General features: G+C 64.6%; 17 protein-coding genes. 10 read left to right on the top strand and 7 right to left on the bottom strand.

Going from position 1 to position 21875, the window contains the following annotated elements:
- Positions 1-13 precede the first annotated feature (13 nt).
- The gene (locus tag OHS16_RS15695; protein ID WP_328537835.1) at positions 14-2722 is read right to left on the bottom strand and encodes a transglycosylase domain-containing protein; all 2709 of its coding nucleotides are present in this window, start codon (positions 2720-2722) and stop codon (positions 14-16) included.
- A gap of 365 nt (positions 2723-3087) precedes the next feature.
- On the opposite strand from OHS16_RS15695, the gene OHS16_RS15690 reads away from it, so the two are divergent.
- The 3 genes from OHS16_RS15690 (at position 3088) to OHS16_RS32115 (ending at position 5887) form a co-directional block, all read left to right on the top strand.
- Positions 3088-3768: a PadR family transcriptional regulator gene (locus tag OHS16_RS15690; protein ID WP_328537834.1), complete on the top strand. Its 681-nt coding sequence runs from the start codon at positions 3088-3090 to the stop codon at positions 3766-3768.
- 49 nt (positions 3769-3817) lie between these two features.
- The gene (locus OHS16_RS15685) at positions 3818-4900 is read left to right on the top strand and encodes an inositol-3-phosphate synthase (protein ID WP_328537833.1); all 1083 of its coding nucleotides are present in this window, start codon (positions 3818-3820) and stop codon (positions 4898-4900) included.
- 789 nt (positions 4901-5689) lie between these two features.
- Positions 5690-5887, top strand: coding sequence for an LppU/SCO3897 family protein (locus tag OHS16_RS32115; protein ID WP_443042766.1), 198 nt, complete (start codon positions 5690-5692; stop codon positions 5885-5887).
- A gap of 83 nt (positions 5888-5970) precedes the next feature.
- On the opposite strand, the gene OHS16_RS15675 is transcribed toward OHS16_RS32115, so the two are convergent.
- Positions 5971-7413, bottom strand: coding sequence for a CCA tRNA nucleotidyltransferase (locus OHS16_RS15675; protein ID WP_328537831.1), 1443 nt, complete (start codon positions 7411-7413; stop codon positions 5971-5973).
- Positions 7414-7595: 182 nt separating this feature from the next.
- On the opposite strand from OHS16_RS15675, the gene OHS16_RS15670 reads away from it, so the two are divergent.
- The 7 genes from OHS16_RS15670 to trxA all read left to right on the top strand — a co-directional run bounded on the left by OHS16_RS15670 (position 7596) and on the right by trxA (position 17070).
- Entirely contained in the window at positions 7596-9890 is a 2295-nt protein-coding gene (locus OHS16_RS15670; RefSeq protein WP_328537830.1) for a DUF6049 family protein, read from the top strand.
- A 46-nt stretch (positions 9891-9936) separates the two neighbouring features.
- Positions 9937-12108 carry a murein biosynthesis integral membrane protein MurJ gene (gene murJ, locus OHS16_RS15665; RefSeq protein WP_328537829.1) on the top strand — a complete coding sequence of 724 codons (2172 nt, stop codon included), beginning with the start codon at positions 9937-9939 and terminating at the stop codon, positions 12106-12108.
- 128 nt (positions 12109-12236) lie between these two features.
- Entirely contained in the window at positions 12237-13967 is a 1731-nt protein-coding gene (locus tag OHS16_RS15660; protein WP_328537828.1) for a protein kinase family protein, read from the top strand.
- 52 nt (positions 13968-14019) lie between these two features.
- Positions 14020-14700: an RNA polymerase sigma factor SigM gene (sigM, locus tag OHS16_RS15655; protein ID WP_328540856.1), complete on the top strand. Its 681-nt coding sequence runs from the start codon at positions 14020-14022 to the stop codon at positions 14698-14700.
- Between the two features lie 560 nt (positions 14701-15260).
- On the top strand, positions 15261-15587 hold the full coding sequence (locus tag OHS16_RS15650; protein ID WP_328537827.1) for a hypothetical protein: 327 nt from the start codon (positions 15261-15263) through the stop codon (positions 15585-15587).
- A 107-nt stretch (positions 15588-15694) separates the two neighbouring features.
- A complete protein-coding gene (gene trxB, locus OHS16_RS15645) occupies positions 15695-16669 on the top strand; it encodes a thioredoxin-disulfide reductase (protein ID WP_328537826.1) in 975 nt (324 codons plus the stop codon).
- Positions 16670-16722: 53 nt separating this feature from the next.
- The gene (trxA, locus tag OHS16_RS15640) at positions 16723-17070 is read left to right on the top strand and encodes a thioredoxin (RefSeq protein WP_328537825.1); all 348 of its coding nucleotides are present in this window, start codon (positions 16723-16725) and stop codon (positions 17068-17070) included.
- An 86-nt stretch (positions 17071-17156) separates the two neighbouring features.
- Here the strand turns inward: trxA and OHS16_RS15635 are convergent, their stop codons facing one another.
- The 5 genes from OHS16_RS15635 to OHS16_RS15615 all read right to left on the bottom strand — a co-directional run bounded on the left by OHS16_RS15635 (position 17157) and on the right by OHS16_RS15615 (position 21872).
- The gene (locus tag OHS16_RS15635; protein ID WP_328537824.1) at positions 17157-17774 is read right to left on the bottom strand and encodes a GNAT family N-acetyltransferase; all 618 of its coding nucleotides are present in this window, start codon (positions 17772-17774) and stop codon (positions 17157-17159) included.
- A gap of 304 nt (positions 17775-18078) precedes the next feature.
- Complete coding sequence (locus tag OHS16_RS15630) at positions 18079-19206, bottom strand: ParB/RepB/Spo0J family partition protein (RefSeq protein WP_328537823.1); 1128 nt, start codon at positions 19204-19206, stop codon at positions 18079-18081.
- Positions 19203-20279 carry a ParA family protein gene (locus OHS16_RS15625; protein WP_328540855.1) on the bottom strand — a complete coding sequence of 359 codons (1077 nt, stop codon included), beginning with the start codon at positions 20277-20279 and terminating at the stop codon, positions 19203-19205. The genes OHS16_RS15630 and OHS16_RS15625 overlap by 4 nt, the downstream gene beginning before the upstream one ends.
- Positions 20280-20531: 252 nt before the next feature.
- Entirely contained in the window at positions 20532-21248 is a 717-nt protein-coding gene (rsmG, locus tag OHS16_RS15620) for a 16S rRNA (guanine(527)-N(7))-methyltransferase RsmG (RefSeq protein WP_328537822.1), read from the bottom strand.
- Between the two features lie 108 nt (positions 21249-21356).
- Complete coding sequence (locus OHS16_RS15615; protein WP_328537821.1) at positions 21357-21872, bottom strand: Jag family protein; 516 nt, start codon at positions 21870-21872, stop codon at positions 21357-21359.
- Positions 21873-21875: the final 3 nt, after the last annotated feature.

The following is a 21875-nucleotide window of genomic DNA, read 5'->3' as shown; positions in this document are numbered from 1 at the left end:
CAACCGGTGCGGCTCATCCTCCGGGCCCGCCGAAGATGCCGCCGTTGTTCCCTCCGTTACCGCCGGTCTGGCCACCTGTCGGTGTGCTCGGCGTGGGGGTGGGACTGGTGCCTCCGGTCCCGGCGTCGGTCCCCCCGTCGGTCGTGCCCGCGTCGGCACCTCCGGTGTTGCCGCAGTTCCAGTCCCACCTGCTGCAGGTCTCGCTCGGCGACGGTGAGACCGACGGCGTCTCGGACGGGCTCGGCGTCGGAGCGGACGGTGAGGGGCTGTCCGAGGGGGTCACCACAGGGGTCGGCTTGGGGCTGGACACTCCGCCGCCGTAGACGACCTTGCCGAGGCTCTCCGGCGGCGGGAACGACTTGACCCGGGCGCCTGCCAGCGCCTTCGACATGTAGTCCTGCCAGATCTGGGCCGGGAACGAGGCACCGTGGATCTTCTCCTCACCGCCGGTGCCGTACATCTCCTCGAAGTGGCCCTTGCCCTTCGCGTTGTCATCGAAGCGGTACATGTCGATGGCGGTGGAGAGCTGCGGCGTGTAGCCGATGAACCAGGCCGACTTGTTGCCGTCGGTGGTTCCGGTCTTACCCGCCACGTCGCGGCCGGGGATACGGGCGGCGGTTCCGGTGCCCTTGTCGACCACGGTCTTCAGTACATCGGTGACATTGCTGGCGATAGCGGTGGAGAACGCGGCCTTCTCCACCTTCTTGTGCCTGTAGACCGTCAGACCGTCCTTCGTCACCTCGGTGACGGAGTAGGGGTCGTTCTGACGACCGTTGTTGGCGAAGGTGGCGTACGCGCCGGCCATCCGGATCGCACTCGGGCTGGAGGTGCCGATGGAGAAGGACGGCACGTCGGAGCTGGCCATGCTCTGCTTGTCGTCCCGCAGGCCGGCCGAGACGGCCGCCTGGCGCACCTTGTCGGTACCGACGTCCATACCCAGCTGCACATACGCCGAGTTGACCGACTGCCGCATGGCTTCACGCAGATCAATCGGGTAGTCAGGGGCAACGCCGACCGACTCGTGGCCGTCGTTCTCCTGACGCCACTGCTTGCCTTCCTTGTTCTCCCAGACCGTACCGTTGTAGTTCTTGATCTTTAGATCGTTCTTGCCGCTGTAGAGACTCTTCGGCGAGACGATCGTCCGGTCGGAGTCCGGCTGATCCGCCCCGAGGGAGGGGTCGCGCTTTCCGTACTGCAGCGCAGCCGCCAGCACGAACGGCTTGAAGGTCGATCCGACCTGGGCCCCGGTGTAGTCGGAGTTGTTGGTGAAGTGCTTGGTCGCGTCCTCACCGCCGTAGATGGCTGCGATGGCGCCGGATTCCGCGTCCACCGAAGCGCCGCCGAACTGCACATGAGTGTCCAGTTTCGGGCGCTTCTTCGGATCGATCTTGGCCTTGCGGACCTTCTGTACGGCCTTCTCCAGCTTGTTGACCTTGCCCTTGTCGAAGGTCGTGTGGATCTGGTAGCCGCCCTTGGCCAGGATCTCGGTCGTCATACCCGGTGTGTTGTTGACGAAGTACGACTTGGCAAGGTCGACGAGATAGCCGATCTGCCCGCCGAGCTGCGCGTTCTTCTTCAGCGGGTCCACCTTGGGAAACGTCTCGTACTTCGCCCGCTCCGCGGCGGGGAGACGGTGGTCCTTGACCATCTCGTCGAGGATCCAGTGCCAGCGCTGGGTGGCGCGCGCAGTGTTGGCCTTCGCTGTGGCGGTCGGATCGATCTCCGAGGCCCCGGCCGGGTCGAAGTAGGTGGCGCCCTTGAGCAGCGTGGCGAGGAAGGCGCACTGGCTCGGGTTCAGCTTGTCGGAGTCCACACCGAAATACGTACGGGCCGCAGCCTGGATGCCGTAAGCGCCACGTCCGTAGTAGGAGGTGTTCAGGTAGTCCTTCATGATGTCGTTCTTGTTCATCTTGGCGCCCACCTTGATGGAGATGAACAACTCCTTGAACTTACGGCTGAGAGTCTGTTCCTGCCCCAGCCGGGAGTTCTTGACGTACTGCTGGGTGATGGTCGAGCCGCCCTGGGTCTGCCCTCCCTTCGCCATGTTGACCACGGCACGGGCGATGCCCGTCGGATCGATACCGTTGTCCTTGTAGAAGGTCTTGTTCTCGGCAGACACCACCGCGTTGCGCATGGCCAGGGGGATCTGATCGAGCGGCACGATCTGCCGGTTGATCTCACCACCGGTGGCGGCCATCTGGCTTCCGTCGGCCCAGTAGTAGACGTTGTTCTGCGCCGTCGATGTCTTCGAGGCGTCCGGGACGCCCACCATGGCGTAGGCGATGGTGCCCGCAGCCAGGATGCTGCCGACGAAGCCGACGAAAAGCCCGGTGACGAGACGCCATGACGGCATCCAGCGCTGCCACCCGTACCGGTTGGCGCGCGGGTAGTCGATGAACCTCTTCTTCGCGGGTCGTCGGTTGCGACCGGCGCCGCCGTCGAAACCGCCGTCCCCCCGACCGCCGCCCGCTCCGCGGCGCCCACCACGACCGCCGCCCGCTTCAGGGGCGCGTCGGCGCCCGCCCCCGTTCCGCTGGGAGGCACGTCTTGCTGCGGCGCGTCCGCCGTACGGACGCCCTTCGTCATCATCCGAACCGATAGGTGACTCGGTCGTGGTTCGCGGGGCCGCTGCCCGACGGCCCGAAGGCTGCTGGGCGTCTCGCCTGGCCGCGGCACGTCCGCCATTCTGCGGCTGTGGCGGTTTGCGACGGTGCTCGCTCATCGAACGACTACTCCTCGGGCAGGCGTCAAAGCCTGGAAACGGCAGTTGAGTTCCTGTCCCCCCGATATACGGATGCGCCCCGGAACGGGCTCATCCGCAGTGCATTCCGCGGTCCGAGACGGCTGACGTCCCCAGGTGTCACTCGGCCCCCGGCGGTGTGCATGCCGCACAGACTACGCACGCTCAAAACCCTGTCAGTGCCGAGCTTCCACGCAAATCAGACAAGTCACTGCCTCTGAATTCTCTATGTGACGCCGCTCACGAACTCTCCACTTGTCGCGAACGCAAGGTCGTTCTATCGTGCTGATGTATCGACTCGATACATCAGCACGACATAAGTGGCCCAGCAGCGGAGGAGGCGAAGGTTGAGCAGGCGCTCCGGCATCCTCGAATTCGCCGTTCTCGGTCTGCTCCGTGAGTCACCGATGCACGGCTATGAGCTGCGCAAACGCCTGAACACGTCGCTGGGGGTCTTTCGCGCCTTCAGTTACGGGACTCTCTACCCCTGCCTCAAGACGCTGGTCGCCAACGGCTGGTTGATTGAGGAACCGGGGAGCGCCCCTGAGGATGCCCTCGCGGCTTCACTCGCAGGGCGCCGAGCCAAGATCGTCTACAGGTTGACTGCGGACGGCAAGGAGCACTTCGAGGAGCTGCTTTCGCACACCGGCCCGGACAGCTGGGAGGACGAGCATTTCGCCGCTCGTTTCGCCTTCTTCGGGCAGACGGAGCGCGAAGTGCGGATGCGGGTGCTGGAAGGGCGACGCAGCCGGCTCGAGGAGCGTCTCGAAAAAATGCGTGCCTCACTGGTCCGGACCCGCGAGCGGCTGGACGACTACACACTTGAGCTCCAGCGGCACGGCATGGAGTCCGTGGAGCGCGAAGTGCGCTGGCTGAACGAGCTCATCGAGAGCGAGCGGGCGGGCCGGGATCGGCGACGATCCCCCGACGCCGACGCTGCTCAGCAGGACACACAAGGAGAGACGGGCGGCCTGCCCCGGCATCGGGATAGCACCCCGCCGGATCCGTCCGATGACACCGCTAAGTGAAGCTCTGCGTCCGCAGAGCTTCGTCGAGAACACACAGGGAGCAACCGGAATGGGTTCGGTTCGCGTAGCCATCGTCGGCGTGGGCAACTGCGCCGCCTCGCTGGTGCAGGGCGTCGAGTACTACAAGGACGCCGATCCGGCCGGCAAGGTGCCCGGTCTGATGCACGTCCAGTTCGGCGACTACCACGTAGGTGACGTCGAGTTCGTCGCTGCCTTCGATGTCGACGCGAAGAAGGTCGGCCTCGACCTCGCGGACGCCATCGGCGCCAGCGAGAACAACACCATCAAGTTCGCCGATGTCCCGCACACCGGCGTGACGGTCGAGCGTGGCCACACCCACGACGGCCTGGGCAAGTACTACCGCCAGACCATCGAGGAGTCCGCCGAGGCTCCGGTCGACATCGTCCAGACCCTCAAGGACAAGCAGGTGGACGTTCTCGTCTGCTACCTGCCTGTGGGCTCCGAGGTCGCTGCGAAGTTCTACGCGCAGTGCGCCATCGACGCCAAGGTCGCGTTCGTCAACGCTCTCCCGGTCTTCATCGCCGGGACCAAGGAGTGGGCTGACAAGTTCACCGAGGCGGGCGTCCCGATCGTCGGCGACGACATCAAGTCGCAGGTCGGTGCCACCATCACGCACCGCGTCATGGCCAAGCTCTTCGAAGACCGTGGTGTGCGCCTCGAGCGCACCATGCAGCTGAACGTCGGCGGCAACATGGACTTCAAGAACATGCTTGAGCGCGACCGCCTGGAGTCCAAGAAGATCTCCAAGACGCAGGCCGTCACCTCGCAGATCCGTGACCGGGAGCTGGGCGCCGACAACGTCCACATCGGTCCCTCGGACTACGTCGCGTGGCTGGACGACCGCAAGTGGGCGTATGTGCGCCTCGAGGGCCGTGCCTTCGGTGATGTCCCGCTGAACCTCGAGTACAAGCTCGAGGTGTGGGACTCCCCGAACTCCGCGGGAGTCATCATCGACGCGGTGCGTGCTGCGAAGATCGCCAAGGACCGCGGCGTCGGTGGCCCGATCCTCTCCGCCTCCTCGTACTTCATGAAGTCCCCGCCGGTGCAGTACTTCGACGACGAGGCCTACGAGAACGTCGAGAAGTTCATCAAGGGCGAGGTCGAACGCTGAAAGTCCTGCTGACCACGTCGGCATGACCGTTGAGGGCTCCCGGGCACATCGCCCGGGAGCCCTCAACTTTGTCGCCTTGCCTTACGCTGCTGTCCTCTGCTTCTGCTGCGTGACGCTTGCCCACGGTCCTCGGCTCGCTACTCCACGGACAGCGTGGTGCAGTCGGCGGTGGACGCCCTCTGCGAGGGCGGCCTCCTCAAGGTGCCATGTGCTGTTCAACGGCACATTTGCCGGGGCCACCGCTGCGGCTGCTCTGATACGGCCGTCTGGGGAAGGTCGATTTTTCTGCTCGTGACAGTTGCCGCCACCTGTAGGGCAGTTGCCCTGCTTATGGCCTGTTTTCGACGAGTGTAAGTGTCACATCAGAGCCACAGAGTCCCCCTCGACGACAGCAATGTCGGCGGAGCCCGCTAGCTTACGGGCGTCAACAACGCGTATACGCGTACCGCATCAAGGGGGATCCCGAACATGTCCACTCCGCCGCCCCAAGGTGAGAACCCGTACGGCCAGCAGCCCAATGCTCCCTACGGGCACCCTCAGGGTGGTAACCCATACGGTCAACAGCAGCCCGGACCGTACGCGCAGCAGCAGGCCCAGCCCGGCGTTCCGCAACAGCCGTCGCCGTACTTCAACCAGGGCGGTCCGGTTCCGCCGGCCCCAGTTGCTCCCGCGGCGGGCAAGGGCAAGAAGATATTCAGGATCGTCGCGGTGATCGCCGTCGCCGTCATTGCCGTCGGCGCTTATCTGGCTACCCGGAACGACGCCGACACCGCCAAGGTCGGCGACTGCATGAGCATCGGGAACCCGCAGAGCACAACCGATCCCGACCTCGAGGTTGTGGACTGCAGCAACGCGAAGGCCAAATACAAGGTCGCACAGAAGAAGGACACCGAAGGAGCCACCTGCGACCTGACCAAGTACTCGCAGTACAACGAGAGTCGCGGCAGTGATCACTTCACCCTCTGCCTGAGCAACTACACGAAGTAGGCTCCGGCAAGTACGGAGAGGGGCGATGTTTCACGTGGAACATCGCCCCCGGCGTCTCGTCATGTTTCACGTGAAACATGACCTCAGCTTTGCGTCGACCACCACTCCTTGAGCGCTGCGCCAGCAGCGTCTTGCCCCATTGGGCCGTTCTCCAGACGGAGCTCAAGCAGGAACTTGTAGGCGTTGCCGATCACCGGGCCTGGACCGATGCCGAGCAACTCCATGATCTGGTTGCCGTCCAGATCCGGCCTGATCGAGTCCAGTTCCTCCTGTTCCTGAAGCTGCCCAATCCGCTCCTCAAGACCGTCATACGCCCGTGAGAGCGCGTTGGCCTTGCGCTTGTTGCGGGTAGTGCAATCCGAGCGGGTCAGTTTGTGCAGCCGGTCCAGCAGCGGCCCTGCATCGCGGACATAGCGTCGCACCGCCGAATCGGTCCACTCGCCAGCCCCATAGCCGTGGAAACGCAGATGCAGCTCGATGAGCTTCGTGACGTCCTTGACCATGTCGTTTGAGTACTTGAGCGCGGTCATACGCCTCTTCGCCAGCTTGGCGCCCACGATCTCGTGGTGGTGGAAGGAGACCCCACCGTCCTTCTCGAAGCGTCGCGTCCTTGGCTTGCCGATGTCATGAAGCAAGGCCGCAAGCCGCAGAACCAGATCGGGGCCATCCTGCTCCAGATCAATAGCCTGCTCGAGCACAGTCAGTGAGTGCTCGTACACATCTTTGTGCCGATGATGCTCATCGCTTTCCAGACGCAACGCGGGAAGCTCGGGCAGGACTCGCTCCGCAAGGCCGGTGTCAACCAGCAGAGCCAGACCCTTGCGGGGGTTGGTGGACAGCATCAGCTTGTTGAACTCATCACGTACCCGCTCGGCAGAGACGATCTCGATACGTTCCGACATCGCCTTCATCGCTCTGACGACTTCGGGGTCAACATCGAAGTCCAGTTGTGCGGCAAACCGCGCAGCCCGCATCATGCGCAGCGGGTCATCGGAGAACGATTCCTCCGGAGTGCCCGGAGTGCGCAGCACACGGGCGGCAAGGTCAGCCACACCCCCGTGCGGGTCGATGAACACCTTCTCAGGCAGGGCGACGGCCATGGCGTTCACGGTGAAGTCACGACGCACGAGGTCTTCCTCAATGAAGTCGCCGTAGGACACCTCCGGCTTGCGTGACGTCCGGTCGTACGCCTCCGATCGATACGTCGTGACCTCGACCAGGTAGCCGTCCTTCTGACAGCCGACCGTGCCAAAGGCGATCCCGACCTCCCACACCGCGTCGGCCCACGGCCGGACAAGCTTCAGTACGGCCTCAGGGCGGGCATCGGTGGTGAAGTCCAGGTCGTTGCCGAGCCGGCCAAGCAACGCATCCCTGACCGATCCTCCGACCAGCGCAAGTCGGAACCCGGCCTCCTCAAAGCGACGGGCAAGGTCATCGGCGACCGGGGACACCCGCAGCAGCTCGGCGACCGCGCGGTTCTGCACCTGACTCAGTGCACTGGGGTTGTCATCATTGGCGTTCGGCACAACAGAAAAGGGTACGTGCCCGAGCCGACCCAGACGTCCCTATTTCCTGGCCGGTGCACCCACCCTTCCGATCATGTGGAGCAGTCCGCGGCACTCAGGCCCAGGGCACATCGTTACCATGCGTGGACGCACTAACCGACAATCACCGATGCAGCTGACGAAAACGAGGGACGGGCGAGCGCGTGGCCGAGGCGGCACACTTCCGGGAGAAGGCTCTCTCTCCTGCCCGCCGGCGGTTTCGGCGTGCAGCGTCGCTACTGGCCGGTCTTCCGCTCATGGCGGCCTTCTTCTACGGTCCGGCGGCCACGCCCGCGCAGGCTGCTGTCAGTGGAAAAAGTCTCAGCGGTGTGGCCGTCAACCTCGACGAGCTCACGCCCAGCGCCCCGGTGAAGGGCGACACGGTAACCGTGTCGGGAACAGTCACCAACAAGGGCAAAGAGGCTGTCACCGGTGCTCATGTCGGAGTACGGGTGGGGCCACGACTGCTGGGCCGTTCCTACATCGACGACGCGGCGAAGCACTCCTCGGATGTGACGGGGAACGACCCGTTGGAGATCGGCGGCAAATACACCGCCTCCTTCGCGAAGCTCCCTCCAGGGATCAGTGAGAACTTCTCGATCTCTGTCCCCGTGAGCAAGCTGGGCCTCGGCGAGGACGGCGTGTACCAGCTCGCCGTCTCCGTGTCGGGCCAGACGCCCACCGCCCCCTACGAACAAATGCTGGGGATCCAGCGGACCTTCCTGCCCTGGCAGCCCACGGATGTAAGCGAAAAGTCGCGCCTGACGACGCTCTGGCCGCTGATTTCCGGCGCGCACCTCACGGCCGAGACGGGTTCCGACGCCCAGCAGACCCCGGTCTTCGAGAACGACGACCTGGCACAGGAGCTCGCTCCCGGCGGGCGGCTGGAGCAGATGGTCTCGCTGGGCAGCTCGCTGCCCGTCACCTGGGTCGTCGACCCTGATCTGCTGGCCAGTGTCGATGCAATGACACGGAACTACCGGATCAAGGTCGGGGACACCGAGATCGCGGGCAAGAATCAGGCCGTCGCCAAGAAATGGCTGAGTGAGCTTGAGAACACCGTGCAGGGAAAGAAGATTGTCGCGCTGCCGTTCGCCGATCCCGATCTGGCTTCCCTGGCACACCGCGGCAAGAACGTCCCCGGGGCCCTGAGCCACCTCCAGCCGGCCACCGAGATTGCGGCGACGACCGTACAGACCATCCTTCATGTGAGGCCCACCACTGATTTCGCCTGGCCTGCGGACGGTGCGATCGACCCCTCCATCGTCGATGTGGCCACGTCGGCCGGCGCACACAACGTGATCGCCCGCAGCGACAGCCTGCAGGAGGCCACAGGGCTGCCCTACACGCCCACGGCCGCACGGCCGATCGGCGGAGGGACCACAGCGGTGGTCGCCGACGCGCGGCTCTCCACCGCCTTCCAGGGCAATATGACGAAGGCGGGCACCTCTACGCTCGCCGTGCAGAACTTCCTCGCGCAGTCTCTGGCTCTAACCCTCCAGGACCCGGCCAAACAGCGCAGCATCGTGATCGCCCCGCAGCGGATGCCATCCGCCAGCCAGGCACAGTCCATGGCCACAGCTCTGCGCACATTGGACGCACAGCGCTGGACGCAGCCACTGGGCCTGGGCGCCGCATCGAAGACGAAAGCGGACAACAACGCCACGACGAAGGTTCCCAGCGGCTCGGCGTATCCCAGGTCCTTGCGTCGGCAGGAATTGCCGACACAAGCGTTCCAGGACGTCAGAAGCATGCAGACCACGCTGGACAACTTCAAAAACGTCCTGACCCAGCCGGACCGAGTGGTCACCCCGTTCGGCAACGCGATGAACCGCGCGCTGTCCACGTCGTGGCGGGGAGATGCCAAGGGCGCCAAGAGCTACCGCTCCGGAGTCCAGAAGTATCTGCTGAGTCTCACCAATCGAGTACAGCTGGTCCAGAAATCGGACGTGACTCTGTCCGGACGCAGCGCGACGATCCCAGTGACCGTGCAGAACAAACTCGTCCAGCCGGTCGAGCACCTGGTGCTGCGGCTTCGCTCGGCCCAGCCGAACCGCCTCCAGCTGGGCGACCACGAGGCCGCGATCGCCGAACAGCCGCTGAAGATCGCGGGTGGTCACAGCCAGACCGTGAAATTCACGACATCGATCAGCGCCAATGGGCCGGTCCAGGTGTTCGCACAGCTCTACACGGAGGACGGCACTCCGTACGGCACCGCGAAGGCTATGCCGTTCAGGGTGACGGTGTCCGAAATGACGCCCACCGTGATGCTCGTCATCGCCGGCGGGGTGCTGCTGCTGGTGCTTGCCGGGATCAGGATGTACACACATCGCAAGCGCACCGTGGCCCGCGCATCCGCCTCTGGGGACGAACCGCCCGAGCAGCCGAGTGACCCGGACGGGGATACCGGAGCGGGAGGCGGCAACCCGCCGGGCTCGGGTGAGAAAGTGGACCGTTGAGCGATGCTGTGGCTGGCCGGCCGGGGACGACGAGGTGGGGTAACCAATGAATGCGCCGTACGACAGTGACCGCGAACAGGGTGCTGGAAGCGGCGCTGCGTATCCCGGTGGGATGCCCCCCGAACCTGACGTGCCGGATCAGGTGCCGCCACCGCCCCGTGCCGCGGATCCCTATGTCCAGGACGCGTACGACTACGACCCGTACCGTGCTCAGGACCTCACGGCTCAGGACCCGGTGGCCGAGGCACTCTACGACCGCTCCTCCCACCCTCCGCCTCCCCCTGGCACCTATGCCGAGCCCCAGCCCCTGTACCAGCAGCCGGCCGCCTCTCAGTACGCCCCGGACCCCAGGGTGTGGGCGCAGACACCACCACCCGAGCCGGAAGGGCCGTCGCGCTATCTCCCGTACGGGGACGACGCGACAACCCAGTTCGTGGGCGTGGACGATCTGGTCGGCCAAGCCGGCGCACATCCGGAGCAGCCGGATGCCTTTGCCCACCTCTTCCGTGATCAACAGGGCTCCGGGCCCGTCCCTCCGTCCGAACCGGAACCCGAGGCTGTCCCCGCCCCGGCGCCCAGCAAATCGGCTGGACGAGCCTCTGGCCTGCTGAAGTCGAGCGCCGTCATGGCGGCGGGCACGTTGGTCTCCCGCCTCACCGGTTTTGTTCGCACCATGGTGATCACCGCGGCTCTGGGCGCTGCCACCCTCGGTGATGCCTTCACCGTGGCCTACACCCTGCCGACAATGATCTACATCCTGACCGTCGGCGGCGGCCTCAATTCCGTCTTCGTGCCGCAGTTGGTGCGCTCGATGAAGGAGGACGAGGACGGCGGCGAGGCATATGCCAACCGACTTCTGACGGTCGTCATGGTTGCGCTCGGCGTCATCGTCGCTATTGCGGTCTTTGCCGCCCCAGTGCTCATCCGCCTGATGTCGTCGACGATCGCCGGCGAGCCCGCGGCCAACAACGTCGCCGTCACCTTTGCCCGCTACTGCTTGCCCACCATCTTTTTCATGGGCGTGCATGTAGTGATGGGACAGGTACTGAACGCCCGCGGAAAGTTCGGGGCGATGATGTGGACCCCGGTCCTCAACAACATCGTCATGATCTTCACCTTCGGCCTGTTCATCTGGGTCTACGGCACCTCTGCCGATTCACACATGCAGGTCAGCACCATCCCCGCGGACGGGGTACGGCTGCTGGGTATCGGCACCCTGCTTGGGCTGACCGTCCAGGCCCTGGCCATGATCCCCTACCTCCGGGAAGCCGGATTCCGTTTCCGCCCGCGCTTCGACTGGCGCGGCCACGGGCTGGGCAAGGCGGTAAAGCTCGCCAAGTGGACCGTGCTCTTCGTCCTGGCCAACCAGGCGGGTGTCCTCGTGGTCACCCAGCTCGCCACCGCCGCCGGCCACGATTCCCACCGGGACGGGGCGGGCATCATGGCCTACTCCAACGCTCAGCTCATCTGGGGCATGCCGCAGGCCATCATCACCGTCTCGGTCATGGCCGCACTATTGCCCAGGATCTCCCGCGCCGCCGCCGACGGCGATGTTGGCGCGGTGCGCGACGACATCTCCCAGGGCCTGCGCAATTCCGCCGTAGCGATCGTCCCGGTTTCCTTCGCCTTCCTTTCGCTGGGTGTGCCCATCTGCACTCTGCTGTTCGCCTCAAGCGGCGCACAGGCCTCCCAGTCCATGGGGTACGTACTGATGGCCTTCGCTCTGGGCCTTATCCCGTACTCGGTGCAGTACGTCGTCCTGCGAGGCTTCTATGCCTACGAAGACACCCGCACCCCCTTCTACAACACAGTCATCGTCGCGGCCGTCAACGCTGCGGCGTCGGCGATCTGCTACGTCCTCCTCCCTCCCCAATGGGCAGTGGTCGGCATGGCCGCCTCCTACGGCCTGGCCTACGCGGTCGGGGTGGGAGTGGCCTGGAGGAGGCTCAGCAACCGGCTGGGCGGCGATCTGGACGGCACGAACATCCTGCGCACGTATGCCCGACTTGCCCTCGCTTCCGTGCCGGGGGCCATCGCCGGCGGTGCGGTCGGCCTCGGCATCACCCGGGTGCTGGGCGACAGCACGTTCGCCTCATTGGCGGCACTGATGGTCGGCGGGATCGTACTTCTGGGTGTGTTCTTCATCGCCGCGAAGCGCATGCGGATCGCGGAGCTCAACTCAATGGTCGCTATGGTGCGCGGGCGCCTGGGCCGCTAGATGGCGGCCGGATCGCACAACCATCGTCCGTCGCCGCGTGTCGTGCATAGCGCCGGACTGTGGGCACAATTGGCATGGCTTTGCAGACTGGCCGACAGCGCGTAACGGATGGGGAGGCAGGAACGACGGTGGCGGAACGTAGCACGGCTGCCGTCGACGTGGCCGACAACGGCGGCGATGAATCTTCGGCCGCCAAAACGGACAAGGCCACGGTCGACGGCACGGCAGAACCTCAGGACACGGCTGACACCATGGCCAATGAGAGCACCCAGGGCGAAAAGACAGAAACGAAGAGCTCGGAGCCCCTCGCTACACCCGAGCTGCACAGCGGGCACAAGCTGGCCAGGCGCTACCGGCTCGAGGAATGCGTCACCCGTTTGGACGGCTTCAGCAGCTGGCGTGCAGTCGACGAGAAGCTACGCCGCGCGGTCGGCGTGCACCTGCTGCCCGCAGACCATCCGAGAGCACGCTCCGTGCTTGCCGCTGCCCGCTCCTCAGCGCTGCTCGGGGACCCGCGCTTTGTGCAGGTCCTGGATGCTGTGGAGGAGAATGAACTGGTCTACGTCGTCCACGAATGGCTGCCCGACGCGGTGGAGATCACCGCGCTCCTCGCCTCGGGACCGATGGAGGCACACGACGCCTACCAGCTCGTCAGCCAGGTCGCGCAGGCGATGACCGCCGCGCACAGGGAAGGGTTGGCCCATCTCAGGCTCACCCCGAGCGCTGTTTTGCGTACCTCGTCCGGCCAGTACCGCATCCGCGGCCTTGCGGTGAATGCCGCTCTTCGCGGCATCACTTCCGAGACACCACAGCGCACCGACACCGAGGCCATCGGCGCCTTGCTGTATGCGTCACTGACGCAGCGCTGGCCCTACGAAACCGATGCCTATGGCCTCGCCGGCCTACCCAAGGGCGTTGGACTGATCCCTCCGGACCAGGTGCGCGCCGGAGTCAACCGCGGCCTCGCTGAGCTCGCCATGCGTGCCCTGGCCAATGATGGAGCCACGGCCTCCCGCCAGGAGCCACCCTGCACAACCCCTGACGAGCTCGCCAAGGCCGTGGCTTCCATGCCACGCATCCGTCAGCCTGAGCCTGCATACACCCCACCGCCGGAGTACCAGCGCACCTCCTATCAACAGGGCAGTTACGGGCGCCCGCCGGCCGGCCCCGGCGCGGCTGCCACCAAGCCGATTGCCTCTCCGCCACCCCCGCTCCAGGGACGCACGGGGAAAGCCTTGAAGTGGACCGTCTCCGCACTGTTGATTGCCGCACTGGGTCTGGGCAGCTGGCAGCTCGCCGACGCGCTCCTGGACCGGGGTAAGACCAAAGACCCAGGCACTCACCAGACGAACAACGGCAACAGCGACGGCAACAGCGAGCAGAAGGCCACGCAGACCCTCTCGATCAAGGATGCCGAGGAGTACTACCCGGACGGCAGTCCCCAGCACGTTGCGGACGTCGGAAACACCTACGATGACGACAGCTCGACGTACTGGCGAACCCACTCCTTCACAGGCGGACCCAAGCTGGCACCCTTCAAACAAGGCGTCGGCATTGTCTATGACCTGGGCTCCCAGCGGACTCTCTCGGCTGTCTCCATAGGACTGCACTACCCGGGTAAGGAAACAGCGATCTCGCTCTACGCTGCAGACTCCCTCTCATCGTCCGCTCCATTGAGCTCCATGAAACAGATCGCCTCTGTGAGCACGGACGGCACCACAGCACACCTCAAGACGATCAAGTCAGCCTCTACTCGCTATGTGCTTGTCTGGTTGACAGCGATGCCGTATTCGCCCGGGGACGAATACAGCCGCGTTGGGTACAAGCAGGCCATCACGGATGTGAAGTTCACCGGCTGATCGGAATCGACAGGGGAGGGGCTCACCGTTGGACGCCGCCGCAGTCAGCGACATGAACGACCAGGATCTTCTGGCCGCGCATGTCGCAGGCGACCCCGACGCCTTCGGTGAGCTGGTACGTCGGCACCGCGACCGTCTCTGGGCGGTCGCCCTGCGCACGCTGGGCGACCGTGAAGAGGCCGCCGACGCCGTCCAGGACGCTCTGGTATCCGCCTACCGCGCCGCCCACACGTTCCGCGGCCAGTCGGCTGTCACCACATGGCTCCACCGCATCACCGTCAACGCCTGTCTCGACCGGGTACGCAAGGCAGCCTCACGGAAAACGTCGCCGGTTGACGACACGGAGCGCCTCGATCAGCTCCTCGAACCTCATGAGTCTGCCGAGGCACCCGCGGAACGGCACGACCTCCACCGCGAGCTCATCGACGCCCTGGGCAGGCTGCCAGCGGAACAGCGAGCCGTGCTGGTTCTCGTCGATATGCAGGGCTACCCCGTCGCAGAGGCCGCTCAAATCCTCGATGTTCCCACGGGAACGGTGAAGAGCCGCTGTGCACGCGGCAGAGCGAAACTGCTACCCCTTCTCGCCCATCTACGCCCGGGGGGTGCGGACAGCCTTGATTCGAGAGAGCAAAGGAACCGGACGCCAGGGACATCCGTCCCACCTACATCGAGACTCGAGGACACAGGACCGAGCGATTCTGCGGCAGTGAAGGGCGGAGGTGGACACGCATGACATCTACAGCCGACACGCCTCAGCACCCCGATGTCGCTGAGATCGCCGACTTCACCGAAGGCCTTCTCTCATCGTCTCGAACAGCGGATATTCAGCACCACCTCAACAGCTGCGCTCCATGTGCCGGCATCCGGGACTCCCTGGAAGAGATTCGGGAACTGCTCGGCACACTGCCGGAACCTGAGCGCATGCCCGCCGACATCGTCGACCGGATAGACGCCGCTCTCGTCTCTGTTCGGCTTGACCCGTCGCCACCCGAAGACAGTGCTGATGTTTCACGTGAAACACCGCCCGCCTCCCATGTCAGAGGATCCACGCCCGGAGGCCGCCCAGCAGGTCGTCCTCAGGGGAACACCGGCCCGGGACGGGAGCACGGCGTGCGGCGTCGGCGGCGGGCCGTGGCGTTTGGTGCAGCATTCGGCGCAGCCGTGATTGGCATAGGGGTGTTCTTCCTGCAGGCCTCTCAGCCCGGAAGCGACCCCAGCTCCGCAGAGAGCTCAGCCGACAACGGAGCATCTGTTTTTGCGGAGCCCGGCCTTCAGAGTCAGGTCGATTCTCTGTTGGCTACAAGCAGCGCCACGGCCACCGGCAGTTCCCCGCAGGAGAAGAAGGCGCCCTCCGCCCAGCTGGACTCCAGCCCGAACACCCTCAAACGCGGAACCGACGTTGTGGTGCCTTCCTGTATTGAGAAGGGCATAGGCCGCCAGGAGAGTCCACTCGGCGCCCAGAAGGGCACGTACAACGGTGCGGCTGCCTTCCTCGTCGTACTGCCCTATCCCTCGGACAGCCGACGTGTACAGGCGTACGTCGTAGATGCGAGCTGCGTTGACGCTGCTCCTCCAGCTCGCGGACGCGTTCTGCTCACGCATACCTACCCCCGCCACTGACCTATTCGGGAATGCATCCCCCGTAGGATCCGTTGGGTGGGGTGTAAGTGCAGTGGCCCTGGCCCCCGACAGGCAGCAAGCAGTCCGTAGAGACGAGGAAGAAACCCGTGAGCGACGTCCGTAACGTGATCATCATCGGCTCCGGGCCGGCCGGTTACACCGCCGCGCTCTACACCGCGCGCGCGTCGCTGCAGCCGCTGGTTTTCGAAGGCGCTGTCACAGCAGGCGGCGCGCTCATGAACACCACTGAGGTGGAAAATTTCCCCGGCTTCCGCGACGGCATCATGGGACCAGATCTCATGGACAGCATGCGAGCCCAGGCGGAGCGCTTCGGCGCCGAGCTGGTTCCCGACGACATCGTGACAGTCGACTTGACCGGCGAGATCAAGACGGTCACCGACACCGCCGGCACGGTGCACCGCGCCAAGGCCGTCATCGTCACCACCGGCTCGCAGCACCGCAAGCTCGGCCTGCCGAATGAGGACGCCCTCTCAGGGCGCGGAGTCTCCTGGTGCGCCACCTGTGACGGTTTCTTCTTCAGGGACCAGGACATCGCCGTTGTTGGTGGCGGCGACACCGCGATGGAGGAAGCAACTTTCCTCTCCCGGTTCGCCAAGTCCGTCACGATCGTCCACCGCCGCGATACCTTGCGCGCGTCCAAGGCGATGCAGGAGCGAGCCATCGCCGACCCGAAGATCAAGTTCGCGTGGGACAGCGAAGTTGCTACCGTCCATGGCGAGCAGAAGCTCTCGGGTCTCACCCTGCGCAACACCAGGACTGGCACCACCAGTGAGCTGCCAGTCACCGGTCTGTTCATCGCTGTCGGCCACGATCCGCGCACTGAACTCTTCAAGGGCCAGCTGGATCTCGATGACGAGGGCTACCTCAAGGTGGACGCGCCGTCCACCCGCACCAACCTCACGGGCGTTTTCGGGGCTGGCGACGTCGTTGACCACACCTATCGGCAGGCCATTACTGCAGCCGGCACCGGCTGCTCTGCAGCTCTTGACGCAGAGCGCTTCTTGGCGGCTCTGGCCGACAGCCAGAAGTCAGCGGAGCCCGAGAAGACTGCCAGCGTCTGAATCCGCTCTTCCTTCACTCCACCACATACCAGCAAAAGAAAGAGGAGGCCGCCGTGGCCGGCACCTTGAAGAACGTGACTGACGACTCCTTCGAGCAGGATGTCCTCAAGAGCGACAAGCCCGTACTCGTTGATTTCTGGGCCGCTTGGTGTGGTCCGTGCCGCCAGATCGCTCCGTCCCTGGAGGCTATTGCGGCCGAGTACGGCGACCAGATTGAGGTCGTCAAGCTCAACATCGACGAGAACCCCGCGGTCGCCGCCAAGTACGGCGTCATGTCCATCCCCACGCTCAACGTGTACCAGGGGGGCGAGGTCGCCAAGACCATCGTCGGCGCGAAGCCCAAGGCTGCGATCGTCCGCGATCTTGAGGACTTCATCGGCAACGAGGCCGCCAAGGCCTGACTACTGCTCGTGTTTCACGTGAAACAGGGGCCGCCCCCTTGGGCGGCCCCTGTTTTTGCGTTTCACGGTTGCTGTGGAAGCGATTCTCACAAGGGGCGCAGTACCGGCTCCTTCTGGACCGCGCCAAGGAGGCGATCCAGAGCAAGCTCCACATCTTCCTTCCAGGACAGTGTGGTGCGCAGTTCAAGCCTCAGTCGAGGGTAGCGGTGGTGTGCTCGTACGGTCTTGAAGCCCACGGCAAGCAGATGCTCGGCGGGAAGAACACAAGCCGGCTCCTTCCATCGAGCGTCACCGAACGCCTCGATGGCCTTGAAGTTCCGCCGCAGCAAATCCTTGGCAACTGTCTGCACCATCACCCTGCCCAGTCCCTGCCCTTGATAGCCAGGCATGATCCAGGCTGTCATCAGCTGGACGGCGTCAGGAGAGACCGGACTTGTAGGGAACGCCATAGAACGAGGCACATAGGCCGGAGGGGCGTACAGGACGAAGCCGACCGGCACATCATCGACGTAAACGACCCGACCACAAGACCCCCACTCCAGCAGGACCGCTGAAAGCCAGGCTTCCTTTTCCAGCTCGGATCTACCGGCTTCTATCGCGGCTTCGCCACTGACCGGGTCGAGTTCCCAGAAGACGCACGATCGACAGCGCTTGGGAAGATCGGGAAGGTTGTCCAGCGTGAGCGGTACAAGCCGACGCCCCATGAACGGTGCTCCTCGCTTCCCTCATCTGCTGCATCGCGCGCGGCAGTCAGCACGCTCCGCTCTCTGAGCAGACTGCCGACGAAACCGCCGAACGCTCCCAAGCTCAGACCGACGGTTACCAGTTGGCTGCGGCTCACCGTTCGCACGGGCCGCCCTCCCTCCGAGGTGGACCAAGATGGATGCGTCATACCAGAACGCATCGTATCCACCTAGACGATCGGACGGATACCGTCAGAAAGCAAAGGGTGGGGCGTGTTCCGGCTTGCCAGACACGCCCCACCCTCCGCGAGGACTCACGTCCCGTCTAGCCCTCGCTGTCCTCAGTCGCGGTCTCCTCAGCGGCCTCATCAGTGAGCATCTTCTCCAGCACCCGCCCCTCGCCAGGGGCGAGTGATCCGAGGATCCGGTCAAGGTCATCCATCGAAGCAAATTCGACGACGATCTTTCCCTTCTTCTGGCCCAGATCGACCTTTACGCGTGTCTCGAAGCGATCCGAGAGGCGAGATGCAAGGTCAGAGAGAGCAGGAGAGAGACGAGCTCCGGCCCGCGGGCCCTTGCTCTTGGAGGCGCTCTCCGGACGGGACTGCATCAACGTCACGATCTCTTCGACCGCGCGTACCGAGAGCCCCTCAGCCACAATGCGATGCGCCAGTCGATCCTGCTCCTCGGAGTCGTCCACCGAGAGCAGTGCTCGAGCATGTCCCGCGGAGAGAACCCCCGCAGCAACCCTGCGCTGTACCGGAGGGGAGAGCCTCAGCAGTCGCAACGTATTGGAGACCTGGGGCCGCGAGCGGCCAATCCGATCCGCCAACTGGTCGTGTGTGCAGTTGAAGTCTTTGAGCAGCTGGTCATAGGCCGCTGCTTCTTCCAGCGGATTGAGCTGAGAACGATGCAGGTTCTCCAGCAGCGCATCCAGAAGCAGCTTCTCGTCGTCCGTGGCCCGAACAATCGCGGGAATCCGCTCCAGACCGGCTTCCCGGCAAGCCCGCCAGCGCCGCTCACCCATGATGAGTTCGAAGCGCTCTGCGGCCACTTGACGCACGACAACAGGCTGAAGCAGCCCAACTTCCTTGATGGAGGAGACCAGTTCGGCAAGTGCGTCTTCGTCGAAGACCTCACGAGGCTGGCGCGGGTTGGGTGTGATCGCATCCAACGGCAGCTCGGCAAAATACGCTCCCGCCGACTCCGTCGTCTCCCCGGCGGTTTCTGTAGCGGGCGCAGTCTCCTGCGCAGGCACGGTCGCTTCACGTGAAACGGCAGTCGCGGGGCGGGTAGCCAACTTCGCAGCGGCAACACCGCGCTCCGCAGTGAGTACCGGAACGGCCCCACCAGAGGACGGAGACTCTCCGCCGGCCAGGCCAGGCTTCTCCTGCGGTGCAGCAGGGATCAGCGCACCGAGCCCACGTCCCAATCCTCTACGTCGCTCACTCACTGGATCCCCTCCGACAAACTCTGTTGGCTGTTCTGATAACCGCTATGCGCATCCCGGGCGTCGTATTGCACGCCTACGCCACGCAAGGCGATCTCACGAGCCGCCTCAAGATACGACAACGATCCGCTGGAGCCTGGATCATAGGTGAGTACCGTCTGACCGTAGCTAGGGGCCTCGGAGATACGCACTGACCGGGGAATGCTGGTCTTGAGTACCTCGCGAGCGAAGTGGCTGCGCACTTCGTCCGCCACCTGCGACGCGAGTCGAGTCCTGCCGTCATACATGGTGAGCAGAATGGTCGACACGTGAAGGTCCGGATTGAGATGACCTCTGACCAGATCGACGTTCCGGAGAAGCTGTCCCAGTCCCTCCAGCGCGTAGTACTCGCACTGGATAGGGATCAGTACCTCTGCACCGGCCACCATCGCATTGACGGTCAACAAGCCCAAAGACGGTGGGCAGTCGATGAGGATGTAGTCCAGCGGCTGCTCATATGCCTGGAGCGCTCGCTGTAGTCGGCTCTCCCGTGCCACGAGAGACACCAGCTCGATCTCAGCGCCGGCGAGATCGATGGTGGCCGGAGCGCAGAAGAGACCCTCGACGTCCTTGACTGGCTGGACGACCTCCGAGAGGGGCCGGCTTTCTACCAGGACGTCGTAGATCGATGGAACTTCGGAGTGGTGATCGATCCCCAGCGCTGTCGAAGCGTTTCCCTGCGGGTCGAGGTCAACCACGAGAACCCGCGCACCATGCAAGGCGAGCGAGGCAGCGAGGTTGACCGTCGTAGTGGTCTTGCCGACGCCGCCCTTCTGGTTGGCGACCACCATGACACGCGTCCGTTCAGGCCGTGGCAGGCCCTCCCCGGCACGGCCGAGGGCTTCCACTGCAAGTTGGGCAGCACGACCAATGGGGGTGTCGTCCATCGGGGGTGGTGTTTCACGTGAAACAACTTCTCCCACCGATTCGGTACGGGGGCCGGGGACCGGATCGGTCATCGGTCCCGCGATGTTGGCGTCGGACCGCAAGGATTCACTCTCCTCGACTTCAGGCTCGCAATACACAGAGCCTGCCATGCTTTGGGGGGTGCGAACCAGCGGGGCATGTTCTTCTGTGGATGAATCCACCTGTGTGGACAACTTCGTGACCCCGAAGGGCTTACGATCGCGCGGCGCGGATGCCGCACGACTGCGATTGATGATGCCATGCAGCAGAGAGCGACGTTTCACGTGAAACACGATGCCCGCGCTGCCACGTCAACCCGTCGCGACACTCCGAAATCTGCACATTTGGCAACTTTTGGTATCCCGTGGGATCCGAAACGGCACTCACCGGCGTCGGCGAGTCCGGCTCACCCGAGCGGCTTTGGCTCGCTTCGCCGCGAAGCGCACACCGCCAGGGCTTTCACCGACTTCAACGCGCACGACCGTGGACAAGGGGTCGACCACACCCTCGCCAACCTGCAGCACCGAGGTTTCCACCACTCCGAGCTTACTCAGGGCCGCCCTCGCACCTTGGATCTCTTCCTCGGCAGTATCACCCTTGAGCGCCAGCATCTCTCCGTAGGGTCGCAACAGCGGCACCCCCCACCCAGCCAACCGGTCCAAGGGGGCAACTGCCCGCGCCGTAACCACGTGCACCGGCGGAAGGGTGCCCAGGACCTCCTCGGCTCTGCCGCGTACGACCGTTACGTGATCCAGCCCCAGTAGCTCTACCACTTCCTGGAGGAAGTTCGTCCTTCGCAGTAGTGGCTCCAGCAGCGTGATCTTCAGGTCCCGGCGGACCAGAGCCAGCGGAATGCCCGGAAGGCCGGCGCCGGAGCCCACATCGCAGACCGTGACTCCCTCGGGGACCACCTCCGACAGCACCGCACAGTTCAGCAGATGCCGTTCCCAGAGCCTCGGCACCTCGCGCGGACCGATCAATCCTCGGGTGACTCCGGCGTCTGCCAGAAGCTCCGCGTATCGGACGACTTCCGGGAAGAACTCACCGAAAACCGCACGCGCCACTTCCGGCGCCTGGGGGAGCTCCGCTGACTCCGTCACGGGAACCGTCCTTCCGTAACCGCAATACCGCATGGGTGGCTGACTATCAGGGTGACAAAGATCGGCCCCGCCTGGGAAACAGACGGGGCCGACAGAACGACGTACTGGTCAAGCCGGAAGAACGACGACGAAGCGCTGCGGCTCCTCGCCCTCCGACTCACTGCGCAGGCCCGCGGCGGCGACCGCATCGTGCACAACCTTGCGCTCGAAGGGAGTCATCGGATCGAGCTTCACAGGCTCGCCGGAGCTCCTCACCCTATCGGCAGCCTTGGCTCCCAGTGTGGCAAGTTCCTCGCGCTTCTTCGCCCGGAACCCAGCGATGTCCAGCATCAGACGGCTGCGGTCCCCGGTCTCACGGTGCACCGCAAGCCGGGTGAGCTCCTGGAGAGCCTCGAGCACCTCGCCCTCCCTGCCCACAAGCTTCTGGATGTCGTGGCTGCCGGTATCGCTGATGATCGATACCGCCGCCCTGTCGGCCTCTACATCCATGTCGATATCGCCGTCGAGGTCAGCGATATCGAGCAGTCCCTCGAGGTAGTCCGCGGCGATCTCGCCCTCCTGCTCGAGGTGGCTCAGTGTGTCGCCCTCAGCGGCGGCGGAGGTGGTGGTGGTGCCTTCCGTCACGGG

Origin of the sequence: Streptomyces sp. NBC_00344, assembly GCF_036088315.1 — a bacterium.
GTDB lineage: Bacteria > Actinomycetota > Actinomycetes > Streptomycetales > Streptomycetaceae > Streptomyces.
The sequence above is the reverse complement of the archived record's forward strand: the minus strand, read 5'-3'. Positions and strand labels throughout refer to the sequence as shown.